Origin of the sequence: Psychrobacillus sp. PGGUH221 (assembly GCF_042055255.1) — a bacterium.
Lineage (GTDB): Bacteria > Bacillota > Bacilli > Bacillales_A > Planococcaceae > Psychrobacillus.
Genome location: NZ_JAQMHQ010000001.1, coordinates 447806 through 460506, shown reverse-complemented (window position 1 = coordinate 460506; position 12701 = coordinate 447806). Strand labels below are relative to the sequence as shown.

Annotated in this window: 8 protein-coding genes; 7 read left to right on the top strand and 1 reads right to left on the bottom strand. The window is 36.2% G+C overall.

The window, feature by feature from the left end; translation table 11 throughout:
• Positions 1–90: 90 nt before the first annotated feature.
• Positions 91–1590, top strand: a complete 1500-nt coding sequence (locus PGC35_RS02105) for a class I adenylate-forming enzyme family protein (RefSeq protein WP_375217994.1) — start codon at positions 91–93, stop codon at positions 1588–1590.
• A 59-nt stretch (positions 1591–1649) separates the two neighbouring features.
• Here the strand turns inward: PGC35_RS02105 and PGC35_RS02100 are convergent, their stop codons facing one another.
• Positions 1650–1850, bottom strand: a complete 201-nt coding sequence (locus PGC35_RS02100) for a hypothetical protein (protein ID WP_053590398.1) — start codon at positions 1848–1850, stop codon at positions 1650–1652.
• A gap of 872 nt (positions 1851–2722) precedes the next feature.
• Here PGC35_RS02100 and PGC35_RS02095 point away from each other — a divergent pair.
• The 6 genes from PGC35_RS02095 (at position 2723) to PGC35_RS02070 (ending at position 12679) form a co-directional block, all read left to right on the top strand.
• Complete coding sequence (locus PGC35_RS02095) at positions 2723–3016, top strand: WXG100 family type VII secretion target (RefSeq protein ID WP_053590397.1); 294 nt, start codon at positions 2723–2725, stop codon at positions 3014–3016.
• A 367-nt stretch (positions 3017–3383) separates the two neighbouring features.
• A complete protein-coding gene (gene yukD, locus PGC35_RS02090) occupies positions 3384–3623 on the top strand; it encodes an ESX secretion system protein YukD (RefSeq protein WP_053590396.1) in 240 nt (79 codons plus the stop codon).
• 13 nt (positions 3624–3636) lie between these two features.
• Positions 3637–4812, top strand: coding sequence for a type VII secretion protein EssB (essB, locus tag PGC35_RS02085; protein WP_375217993.1), 1176 nt, complete (start codon positions 3637–3639; stop codon positions 4810–4812).
• Positions 4813–4849: 37 nt separating this feature from the next.
• Positions 4850–9331: a type VII secretion protein EssC gene (essC, locus tag PGC35_RS02080; RefSeq protein ID WP_375217992.1), complete on the top strand. Its 4482-nt coding sequence runs from the start codon at positions 4850–4852 to the stop codon at positions 9329–9331.
• A complete protein-coding gene (gene esaA / locus PGC35_RS02075) occupies positions 9328–12174 on the top strand; it encodes a type VII secretion protein EsaA (protein WP_375217991.1) in 2847 nt (948 codons plus the stop codon). The genes essC and esaA overlap by 4 nt, the downstream gene beginning before the upstream one ends.
• Positions 12164–12679 (top strand): type VII secretion EssA family protein, encoded by a 516-nt coding sequence (locus PGC35_RS02070; protein WP_375217990.1) that lies wholly within the window; start codon positions 12164–12166, stop codon positions 12677–12679. The genes esaA and PGC35_RS02070 overlap by 11 nt, the downstream gene beginning before the upstream one ends.
• Positions 12680–12701: the final 22 nt, after the last annotated feature.

Here is a 12701-nt window from a genome sequence, read left to right as displayed (position 1 = left end):
TTCATGGTTGGAAGTATAATAACTATAAATGATTTAATTTTCTGATAATTATCAAGCGATTCACATTTCAACGACAAAGGGGTTTGGGAAATGTTTGTTTCTGAAAAGTTGGCACTACATGCTTTAAATCAGCCTGAAAAAGTAATTACGAAGTTTGAAGGAAGAGAAACGACATACGCAAAGTTTTTTGAAAAAGCTAAGCGTTTAGCAGGGTATTTTCAAGAAAAGGGATATAAAAAAGAGGATATTATAGCTGTTTATTTGAATAACTCCGATTACTTTTTAACTTGTTACTATGCATGTCAGCTTGGGGGATTTACGGTATTGCCAGTGAATACGAAGCTAACCGCTCCAGAGGTGGATTATATTTTTAAACATTCCGAAGCAAGGGTACTTATATATGATGTTTCTTTCAATTCTGTTTTAGAGGAAATTAAAGATACGTTTGAACAATTTGAAGATTATTTAAGAGTTGGAGAAGATGATAGTTTACAAGCTGTTTTAATGGATGAAACCATTCCATTTAATGATACGCCTATTCATCCAGAGGATACGACAGTTATTTTTTATACGTCAGGAACAACCGGTAAACCAAAAGGGGTTATGTTGACAGCTGCTAATGTAAAAGCGGCAGCAGAGATTTGGGGCGAAGCGGTAGGGTATAAGGACACTGATCGTGTTCAAATTGTAACTCCTTTATTTCATTGTGCGGCTAGTCATGTTTTCTGTATTCCTGTCATTTATGCAGGGGGGACTATTGTCATTGAAGAAGCTTTCTCACCTGAGAAAGCACTCAATACAATGGAGAAAGAAGAAATAACTATTTTCTTTGGGGTACCGGCGATGTATATGATTTTATTGAATACACCTAAAATGTCTGAATTAGAGCTTCCTCATTTACGACTCTTTACATATGGAGCTGCCCCAATGCCGTATGAGCTCGTTCGAAAAGTGAAATCGTTCTATCCTAATGTCAAGGTGCAAAACCTTTATGGGCAAACAGAAAACTCTCCCGCTGCTACCACCTTGAAAGACCATTTTGCTTTAGATAAGGTTGGCTCAGTTGGAGAGGCATTACCTCAGACAGAGGTGCAAGTAGTGAATGAATTTGGCGAACAGCTCCCTGTCGGCCAAGTTGGGGAAATTGTAGTAAAGGGTCCACAAGTAATGAAGGGATATTTAAAAAATGAAGAGGAAACCAGACAAGCGATTCAAAATGGATGGTTATATAGTGGAGACTTAGGTAGATTTGATGAGGATGGGTTACTTTATATAGTAGATCGTAAAAAAGACATGATCATTCGAGGAGGGGAAAATGTTTATCCTGTAGAAGTAGAAGAAGTGTTATATCAAATACCCGAAGTTCTTGAAGCAGCAGTAGTGGGGGTGCCCCATAGGATTTATGGTGAGGTACCAAAAGCTTTCGTTGTAATAAAACAAGGTCAAACATTAACGGAAGAAGATGTTTTATCTTTTAGTTCAAAACAACTGGCAAAATTTAAATTACCTGCAGAAGTAGTTATAATCGATAGTCTCCCTAGAAACGCAAGCGGAAAAGTCCTAAAAAATGCATTGAGAAGTGAAGGATAGTTACGAGAAAATAAAAAAGCATTTCATTCCTTTATGAATGAAATGCTTTTTCTTTATTTTTATTGCAGAATTTTAACTTTTAAGCTTTTTAACTGGGAAATATTGATTGTGTATTTATTTTCAGTAGTAACAAAAATATTCCCGTTAACAAATTCTCTTTTTGCAGTTCTAATATCTGTATTTGTTTCAAAAGCTAACTCTTTTCCACCTTGAAAAACAAGATAGAATTTGTACTTTTTAAGTCCACTTATTTCTCTCAATATTTCCACTCCTTTACAAAAGAAGTATATCATGTAATTTGAACCATTATCAATGATTCCTTTTTAATTAATATTACCTAAAAAATAATAATTTAACGATGTTGTTACTATTCAATTAATAATTTTATGAGTAAATTTGCCCCAACATAAAATACCTACTGCAAAGCAATAATATGAATTATTACAGGTGCCTGGCACCAGTAATAATTCTGTAACTTTATTTTTTCATAAAAAATTACAGTTCCAAGTATCTTTATAATGAGATATTTGTTGGGTGCAGACCTTTGAAAAATAAACCTAAAGTAATAAAAGTAATTATTAATTATATATATTTGATATTTTTGGATATATAAAAGATAGAAATGAAAAATATTTAATAGATAAATTAAATATTTTAAGTTTAGTGACAATAGTCTGTGTGATGATAGTTCTATGTGAAAAATATGACTCTTTAAATTTTTTTGACGGAGAGAAAATAGAGTGTTATTTATAATATTAAGGAAAACTTAGGAAAATATATTTCTAGTAATTTCCATTACAACTATTACAAAAATAATAAATTTATTTTTCAATTTAGGTTTATCTCTTATTTATATGGGGGATGAAAGTAATGTGGATGTAAGTCAAAAGTTGGTAATTCATAAGTAGTGCAATGTTTTCAACACATATAGAGGGCACTTCGCTAATTGAGTATTTTAGAATAGTCGGAAGTTACTCCTAATATTTTGGTGGTTTCATAGAAAGCACAAGGTCAGGAATATCTGTAAGTAAAAGGTAATTTATTTGTTCTAGTATCTGAGAACGGATGATTACTTTTGAAGGCAGTTATTTTATAAATTTTACTAAATTATATAACAAGGGAGATGTATGGAATGTCAGGAATTATTCGCGTAACACCCGCTGAGCTTGATGCTATGGCTGGACGTTACAACCATGAATCAAGTGAAGTAGCTTCTCAAATTGGTCGTCTAGATGGAATGATCGGGGAGCTTCAATCTATTTGGGAAGGTGCTTCAAGTGCAGCGTTTGCTGAGCAATATGAAAGATTAAAACCGCATTTTAATGAAATGCGTGAGCTTTTAAGTGAAGTTGGAGTTCAATTAAGCCGTGCTGGTCAAGCGCTTCAAGACGCAGACCAACAAATTGCAGGACAAATTCGCGGATAAGTGGTTCCTTTTTAGTTAGGTTAAATAAAGAGCGTGTTCCTCATTGGAAGACGCTTTCACGTTGACAAAATCAAATTTCGAAGGTGTCACTTCAGACTGTCTTGAAAACGCTTGTCATTCGAGACACGCAGCACGATGCGGAAGCGAATAGAACTTATTAGTTCATGAGCTTACAAAGAAGTGCAAACGCTCTTGTTTGCGACGAGTAACCACAGGAGCAAGTAACGAAGAATGCGAGCGTTTGTCAACAGTCTGAGAGCGTGTTCCTCATTGGAAGACGCTTTTTCCTTAAGAATATAGATTGTTCCAATTTTCATTTCACATCACCATCAATAAACGACAGTCGCTTTTTTAGGAGGTACAAACTATGTATATAGAGATTACGGTAGATCTTTCGAATTATGAAAGTAATGTAATCGATTTAAGGCTTTCCAATTATTATACGATGAAAAAAATGATTGATATAGCATGGCAAGCAAATTCAATTTCCAGTACTCCGCGTGAAGGGCATTGGGTTCGAGTAGTTAATAAGGATAAAATCTACCCAGGGCATCTGACGATGGAAGCGTGTGGAATTACGACCGGTGATCGTATTGAAATCATTTGAAGGAGCAATATAAATGGCGACTAACGTACATACATATTTGAAAAATCGGATAGGAGCAGAAATAAATCAAGAAGAAAATAAAACCACTTTTGTATTCCAGAAGGAACGAGTTGGTTTTAAAAGGACTTCTGAGATTATATTTCTGAAAGAAGTTAATCCGCAAATTACGAAAGACATAGTCATAACAGATGACGAATTGATTATTCAAGCAGAAATTCCTAGTAACTTTAAACGATTTAGTGAAATCCATAAGGAAGATGAAAAATCTCGATGGATGTTCGCCTATCAGCTTGTTGAGAAGGTTCATTCCCACCCATATCCACGCCTCAATCTCATTGTCTGCCCAGAAAATACTGTATATAGCAGAGGAATGGAGCCTCTCTTCATTTATTATGGAGTGCAAGGCAGCCTTCCCCCATTTGAAAAAAATGAAGAACGCATTTGGTTAGAGACGAAAGCAGTTGCAGCAGCTGCTATTGATGGATCCTTCACATTTGAAGAGTACTTAAAGTATTCGGAGATTCTAGAGTTAAAAGAAATCGGTTCATCCATCATGTCGATGAAAGACAGCCAGTCATTACTGAACTATATTAGTGAACAGCTTGACCAGCTAGAAATTAGAGAAAAAGAAAATGTTAGGTTGCCACGCAAAAAGTGGAAAATAACAAAGGGCTTATCTATCAGCTTTGGGGTTTTATTACTTCCTGCAATCGTTTTTACTATTATTTATTTCATTCATGAAAAACCCAAAAACGAAGCATATACCCTTGGCCATGAATATTTTCTAGGTCAAAATTACAGTCAAGTTGTTACCGAACTGAGTCCATATAGTGTCAAGTCCATGCCCTATGTCGTCCTTTATGAACTTGCCTATTCTACCGTTACAAATGAGCGATTAGACGAGGAACAGAAAAAGAATGTGCTTTCTAACATAACTCTTCAAACTGATGTAGATTATTTGAAGTATTGGATTTACATAGGTCGAGGAGAAGCGGAGAATGCAGTTGATATAGCACGTGCCATGGAAGATGGAGAGCTAATTACTTATGGATTATTGAAGAGAAGAGAGGAAATAAAAGCAGATCAAGATCTTTCAGGAGAAGAAATTCAAACACTTGTAGAGGAAATAGATAGAGAAGTAGAAGAATATGAAAAACTGATGGAAGAAGAAGAGGAATCCGATAACTAAGTGGAAAATAACAACGGATTGAAAGAAGGTGTACTAATTGTTGCAGTTATGGGTTTTTTATGGGGATGATTATCAACGGTTAAATTGGGAGGGAAATGATTTATCATCCCTCACAATCGGACCTGGTATTGAGCACGATCTCACGATATTGTCCTACCCTTTTACTCATGGGCCAATAACAGTTAAGAAAGAAGACAATAAGTATTACGTCCATGATGGCAATAAAAAAATAGGAGATATAAGTATAGCGAAGGGCATCACCATTGAACAACGAGAACGGGTTCTTCGTTTATATATATCCTACTCACCTATTACATCTAAGACCTACTTTATCGATTATGAAAATGAAATATCGTTTAGTTGTCAACTAGAGAATGCAACTTTCCAAAGACAAGAAGTCCAGTTTCCAGAAGTGGAGTTTGGACATTTTTCGCTAAATAAAATTGAAGCTGGTTGGATTGTTAAGAAAGAATTTAATTGTCCTTTATATGTAAACGGAAAACGTTCCGAATCTAATCATGTTCTCCAAATGGGTGACGTCATACAGTGGGCGTTTATGGAAATGAAACTTGTTGAAAAGGATATGTTGGAAGTCGTTTCTTCGGTAAAATATGAAACTATTCTTCCCGAGATAGACGTACCTAAATCCGAAATACTAAATATATACCCTGAGTATAGACGGACACCTCGGATGATATATGATTTACCAAAAGAAAAGGTTTCCTTATCTTTTCCTACTCAGGAAAGCGATGATAATGGTCGAAGTCTTTGGCTAATTATCGCTCTGCCACTCGTTATGTTAATCGTAATGGGTGTTGTTGCAATTTTTATTCCAAGAGGGACTTATATTATTATTTCCGTTACTTTGTTTGTATTGGTTTTAATCACATCGACGGTTCAATACTTTAAAGATCGAAAAAAACGAAAGTTGAATGCGGAGAAAAGGCGACGAGTATATACTGCTTACTTGAATAATATGCGTCAAGAGCTTTATGAGCTTTCTGAAAAACAAAAATTTGTATTAGAGTATCATTTCCCGTCTTTTGAAGAAATGAAACAAATGACGAAGCAGTTGTCTGGTCGAATCTGGGAAAGAACATTAGACAGTCATGACTTTTTGGAATTTAGACTAGGAACTGGTGAAGTTCCTGCAAGCTATGAAATTTCTCTGTCATCCGGTGATTTAGCGAATAGAGAAGTAGATGACCTTCTCGAACAGGCGCAACGAATGGAAAAAGTTTATAAAGAACTCCCGAATGCACCCATTACAACACACTTATCAGAGGGGATATTAGGTCTGATTGGGAAAGAATCGGTTATTAAACGAGAGCTGCAGCAAATTATTGGGCAACTCGCATTTTCTCATAGTTACCACGATGTAAGATTCGTTTACGTTTTCAACAATAAAGAATACAAAGATATCGAGTGGATAAAGTGGTTGCCACATTTTACGTTACCTCATATGCATGCAAAGGGTTTGATTCATAATGAGGAGACACGCGATCAGTTGCTGTCGTCGCTTTATGAAATAATACGAGAACGTGATGCCGATGAAATGAAAGGGAAAATAAAATTTGCTCCACATCTCATTTTCATCATTACGGATTATTCCTTACTAGCAGAGCATGTCATACTCGAATATTTAGAACGCAAAAATAATAAGGATCTTGGTATATCCGTCATTTTTGCCGAAACTGCACAAGAGAGAATGACCGAAAATGTTCATACACTAGTCCGCTATGTGAATGAACGAGAAGGAGATATTTTAATCGACGCTGGAAAGGCACTAGAAAAACCTTTTCACTTGGATCAATACGAACAGGAGACGAATGAACGTTTTGCTCGTACCCTAAAAACGCTTAATCATCAAATAGGCATGAAAAACTCTATACCAAACTCCGTCAGCTTTTTGGAAATGTTCGGAGTGAAAGATGTAGAAGATGTACCGATAAGCAGAAATTGGAAGACCAATGAATCAGCTAAATCTCTTGCTGTCCCAATTGGTTTCAAAGGAAAAAAAGAACTTGTCCATTTAAATCTTCATGAAAAAGCACATGGACCTCATGGTTTATTAGCTGGTACAACAGGATCGGGTAAAAGTGAATTTCTTCAAACATATATTCTATCGCTGGCCGTTCATTTTCATCCGCATGAAGTGGCGTTTTTACTGATTGACTATAAAGGTGGGGGGATGGCACAGCCATTTAAAAATATTCCTCATCTTTTAGGTACGATCACAAATATTGAGGGTAGTAAAAACTTTAGTATGCGTGCACTTGCTTCTATTAATAGTGAGCTGAAGCGTAGACAGCGTCTGTTTGATCAGTTCAGTGTCGCACATATTGATGATTACACGACACTTTATAAAGAAGGAAAGGCGAATGAGCCCTTGCCACATCTGTTTTTAATTTCAGATGAATTTGCCGAGTTGAAAAGCGAGGAACCTGAATTTATTCGTGAGCTGGTAAGTACAGCACGTATTGGCCGAAGTCTAGGAGTCCATCTGATTTTGGCAACTCAAAAGCCGGGTGGAATCATTGATGAACAGATCTGGAGTAATGCACGTTTCCGTGTTGCATTGAAAGTACAGGATGCATCCGATAGTAAAGAAATATTAAAAAATGGGGATGCTGCAACAATCACTGTTACAGGTCGTGGATATTTACAGGTAGGGAATAACGAAGTATATGAATTGTTCCAATCTGCCTGGAGCGGGTCACCTTATATGGAAGAAACGCTTGAAGGAGAAGACGATGTAGCTATAGTAACCGATCTTGGTCTATATCCGCTTTCTGGTATTGAAACGAATGTGAGCAGGAAAAAGAGCAGTCTAACGGAAATGGAAGCTGTCACTACAAAAATAGCAAAAATTCAAGAGGATTTGTCCATTCAGAAGCTATCTAGTCCTTGGTTGCCTCCACTCGCATTAAGAATAGAAAGTACAAATGAAGAATCAACAACAAAGCAGGCTTTTCCAATTGGAATGATGGATGAGCCGGAGAAACAGAGTCAAACACCAATTGCTTATGACTGGAAAAAGGATGGAAACGTAGGTATTTTTGGTTCTTCTGGATATGGAAAGTCGTACACTTTATTAACGATGCTATTAGGGATTAGTAGTAGGTTAACTCCGAGTGAAGCGCATTTTTATATGTTAGATTATGGAAATGGTTCGTTGCTACCACTTCGACAGCTTCCCCACACAGCGGATTATTTCACGATTGACGAAGAGTTAAAACGTGAAAAGTTAATAAAATTAATGAAAAAAGAAATCTCCGAAAGGAAAATAGCGTTCCAACAAGCAGAAGTTAGTAATATTCATATGTACAATAATCTGATTGCTAAGCCATTACCGCTAATTTATATCGTTGTGGATAATTATGATATTGTCCGCGAAGAGATGGAAGAATTGGAAGCACAGTTAATCCAATTCGCGCGAGACGGGCAATCTCTGGGAATTTATTTATTGATTACGGCAACAAGAGTACAATCTGTTAGACAGTCACTTATGAATAACTTAAAAACAAAAATCATTCATTATTTATTTGATACGAGTGAAGCATATGGAATTGTAGGTCGAGTTCCATTTGATTTGGAACCATTCCCTGGAAGAGCCATTGTTAAAAAAGAGGATGTTAAATTTGCACAAATTTTCTTGCCTGCAAGTGGTGTGGATGATTTTGACGTATTGGAAGCAATTAAATCCAAAGTTCAATCTTTAATAGCTAAATATAGCGAGTATGAACTTCCTAAACCAATACCGATGCTACCTTTCGAATTAACATCCATCAGCTTTCCTATTTATATCGATCGTAAAAAAGAAAATGGAATTGTTTCAATTGGATTAAATGAAGAAACGGTTCGTCCAGTGACAATTAATTTCCAAAAAAATCGTCATTGCCTTCTTGTCGGGCAAGTTCAAAGAGGAAAAACGAATGCGTTGAAATGGATTATTCAAAATTTAGAAGAGCAGGAAACAGGCTTTATTGCAGTATTTGATAGTTTCGATCGTGGATTGTCCATGTTTTCAGAGGAATCAAAAGTAAATTATTTAGAAACGAAAGAAGCTCTTGTTAACTGGGTTACACATATCGAACAATATTACGTGAATGTAGAAAAAGAGTATTTAGAAAGTTTACAACAAGGAAACGGAACACCAAAGATAGTGCTTTCTTATTTCATTATCGATGGCTACACAAGATTTTTACAGCTTGCAGATCCTAGTATTCAAGATCGACTCTCTAAGCTGATGAAAAAGTATTCACATTTAGGATTTAATGTCATTGTTTCTGGTAATAACGCTGAAATCACGAAAGGATATGATGCATTTACAAATGAATTGAAGCTAGTCCGACAAGCACTTCTATTTATGAAGAAATCAGAGCAGACATTATATACATTGGCATACGAACGAAAAGAAGCGGAACTTCCGCTAGGATTTGCACATTATATTTTAAACGGGAATGCTACAAAAGTTCTAACCCCGTTATGCAAGATTGAGAGGAAGATCGTTCAATGAAAACGACGGATAAAAGTAAAATGTGGAAACTGATTGCGGGAATATTGCTCATCTTAGCTCTTCCCATCTTATTTTTTCAACTAATGGGTGTAAATATTTTAGATTTAAATACGCCAAATAAGCGAGTAATCGCAATTGTTAACGAAGACCAGGGTCTATCGAAAGAAGATGAAAATGTTGATATGGGAGTGGAGGTTGTTTCCATTTTGGCGGATGGTTCCCCATATAAATGGGAAGTGATGGGACGCGGGGCAGCAGAGAATGGATTGAAATCCAACCAGTATGAAGCAATTGTATACATTCCTTCTAATTTCTCTGAAAATATTATGTCTTATGATCAGCAAAATCCGAAGAAAGCGGAATTCTCTTATCAAGTGCAACGACAGAAAACTGGCGTTCGTAAAGAAAAGGTCCTGTATGAAATTGAATCAGCTACTAATAGAGTGAACGAAAAAATCTCCACACTCTACTGGAGCTATGTTGCACAGGAAATGAATCATATTAAGAAAGAATTTAAGAATATTTTAGGGAAAGAAACAGAATTTTTAACTGCAATGGCAGGCTATTATAAACCTGAGTCCGAAACATTGGCAGAAGAAATGAAAAGACAAAAAGAGCAAATGCAAGGACTACTTTCCCAAATTAGTTCTGCCAATAATGGCTATAATTCTCGTATTCAAAATGCTGATTCTTTTGGTCTGCAAATGAATGGTTTTATCACATATGTACAACAATATAAACAATTTCAAGATACACAAAAAGAAATACTTCAGCAAGTTCAAAACGACAGTCTTGCAAAAATTCATGCTGCTGCAGCAGCTCAAACAGAGCAATTTAATAAATCAGTACAACAACTAGAAGAAAACAACGAAAGATTGAATGAAGAAATAGTAAAAGTAAATGGGATTATAGATGAGAATAAAGAAAAATTCAATGCATTATCAGAATTGCGTAAGAGTGAGGTTGATCGACAGCTTGCAGACCTCCTAGTTGTTCAAGGTACAGCAATAGATCGATATAACAATACAATTCTAAGCAATCTAGAAAAAGGTATTGCAGCAGGAAAAAGTGGAACTGGAGTACTAGGTATTGAAAATATCGGTACTAATCCACAACTTCTAACAACGATTCAAGAGGAAATGGCACGTAAAGCAACTGTAAAAACTGATACTGTGCTACCAAACATGGAAGAGGAACGTGCGAAGGTTAACGAAATATTATCAGCACTTACTTCCTTGAAAGCGAAAGTAGCTGAAACAGACCCAACCTCTACATTGTTAGGAGAGCTGGAGCAACTTCAAGCTGAATTAACTTCTGTTCAAACAGTTATTTCCGAAAAGGAAACAGTTTGGACAAATGCAAAGCAATCAGGAGCAGCTGATTATGTAAAAGCATCAAGTGATTATGCAAGCTTGCTAGAAAGCTACAATTCTGTGTACAGAGAATATGAATCTGTTCAACAAATTTTAAATTCCTATCCTGCAGATACTGCAAAAATTGGAGCCATTATTAAGCAAAAGGAAGAGTCTCTTCTAAAGCATGATCGTTTATCGGCTGATCAGAAAACGAGATTGGAAGAATTATTTACAAAGGGTGCGGCGAATACAGAATTGAATTCGTTGCTTTCCTATTATGCTACCTTGGAACAATTTGAGTTTACGCTTAATGAAGGTGGGGGAAGTACGAATAAAGACGCACTTCTAAAGGATGAAATATTAACCGCTCTATTGAAAAATGTGGTGGATATGAATGAATTAGAGCTTGAAAGTTGGACTTCTGTGAGTGATGGAATCCCGGCAACTCAGCTCGGTATGACTGATTTAAGTACTACTTTTGCTGCGATGATGACTGGATATAAGGAAACAGCAGAACAGCAACATGCTTCCTTAGTGAGTGATTTAGATTCTATTGATCAGCAAGCGAATTTGCTTCTTCAGCAAATTCAAACACCTTCCACGATGGGAACAGCCGAACCTTCAGCAACAGTTACGGAAGGAGAAGTAGTGGCAGGACAACAAAATGTAAGCAATCAACTCCTTAGCTTAAGTGAGATGATTCAAGCTTTATCACAGAAACAAAATAGTTTAGTGAATTACGCCAATGATTTACATGTGAAAGCCGATGGTATTAAAGATACTTCCAATGAATTCAGCAACAAGTGGGAAACAAACGTGGACGCTATGTCCGATTTTGATGGGGACATTCAAGAATTTCTTGCGAATACGTATGTGGATGGTCAAGAGAATGGATATGTGTTCAATCACTTCGTGAATCCGTTAGAAGTTAAAGGGGAAGCAACCTTATCAGATGAAGGAAAAAAAGTTCCACCAGTTATTCTATTTATCATTTTGCTTATTAGCAGTCTACTGATAGGATACTTTACGTATCAAATGAAGGATGGTCCAATCGGTCTACGATTAGGATTAACTGCAATACTTTCTATACTAGTCGGACTGATTATAAGTCTATACAGCATCAACATGTATATTCTAAACGATCAACGAGCAGTTGAGTGGACAATATTCACGATACTTTTGTTGTTGGCGGGTGCTTCGATTATTCGAGCTGCTCTTGAATTTGGTCAATCGGCAGGTTGGATAGCAAGTGTCGCTTTGATGTGTTTATACATCATTCCACTTCTTATCCTTGCTGTTCCAGACATTAAACTTCCAGATGTTCTATCTACTGTTTATATGTCCATTAAATATGAGCCTGAAACAAGTTTTATAGCTGGAGCGATCATAACAGCCGTTATTGCAATAATCATGTTAACCGTTTCTTATTTTATGAATAAAAATAAAAAAGTGGAATCTGCCAAGGCAGCTGAAGCCTATGAGCTTTAAACAATTTACCCTACTGTTTTCTGTGCTAATGATCAGCTGGTTATTAGCACAAACAACTGTGCATGCAAACGAAGAAAAATCTAATAAAGAATTAGAACCTGTTATCTATGAGAAATTGAAGTTCAAGAAAAACACCGATTATTTGCATGATGGTAAAAAGACAGAAATGAAAAATACCATTCCTGAAAAGCAATTTAATATTTATTTTGATGGAAGACGTCAACTTCCAAAACGAGAGGATACGTCCTATTTATTTCAAACTTCAGAACGAGGCGAGGTAAGCACAGTTTCAGCAAAAACTTCTGATTTAAAGCTTTTCTCAAATGAAAGCAAAGGGGAAAAAGAGCAATCTGGCACCTCGTTAAATATGGAGGAACCAGCAGGTAATAAGACACGAACGATGATATTACTCGCAATCATCGCAGTAGGTATTGTTACGTTATTCATGGTGTTTATACCAAAAATGGTGAACACTCCTACTACAAATAAATCGATACGTCCATAAACACTCGGGAGAGGGGGAACAG

Excerpts from the sequence above, each read along its gene's own strand:
- PGC35_RS02105 (WP_375217994.1), top strand. The coding sequence starts at position 91 with ATGTTTGTTTCTGAAAAGTTGGCACTACATGCTTTAAATCAGCCTGAA.
- PGC35_RS02095 (WP_053590397.1), top strand. The coding sequence starts at position 2,723 with ATGTCAGGAATTATTCGCGTAACACCCGCTGAGCTTGATGCTATGGCT.
- yukD (WP_053590396.1), top strand. The coding sequence starts at position 3,384 with ATGTATATAGAGATTACGGTAGATCTTTCGAATTATGAAAGTAATGTA.
- essB (WP_375217993.1), top strand. The coding sequence starts at position 3,637 with ATGGCGACTAACGTACATACATATTTGAAAAATCGGATAGGAGCAGAA.
- esaA (WP_375217991.1), top strand. The coding sequence starts at position 9,328 with ATGAAAACGACGGATAAAAGTAAAATGTGGAAACTGATTGCGGGAATA.
- PGC35_RS02070 (WP_375217990.1), top strand. The coding sequence starts at position 12,164 with ATGAGCTTTAAACAATTTACCCTACTGTTTTCTGTGCTAATGATCAGC.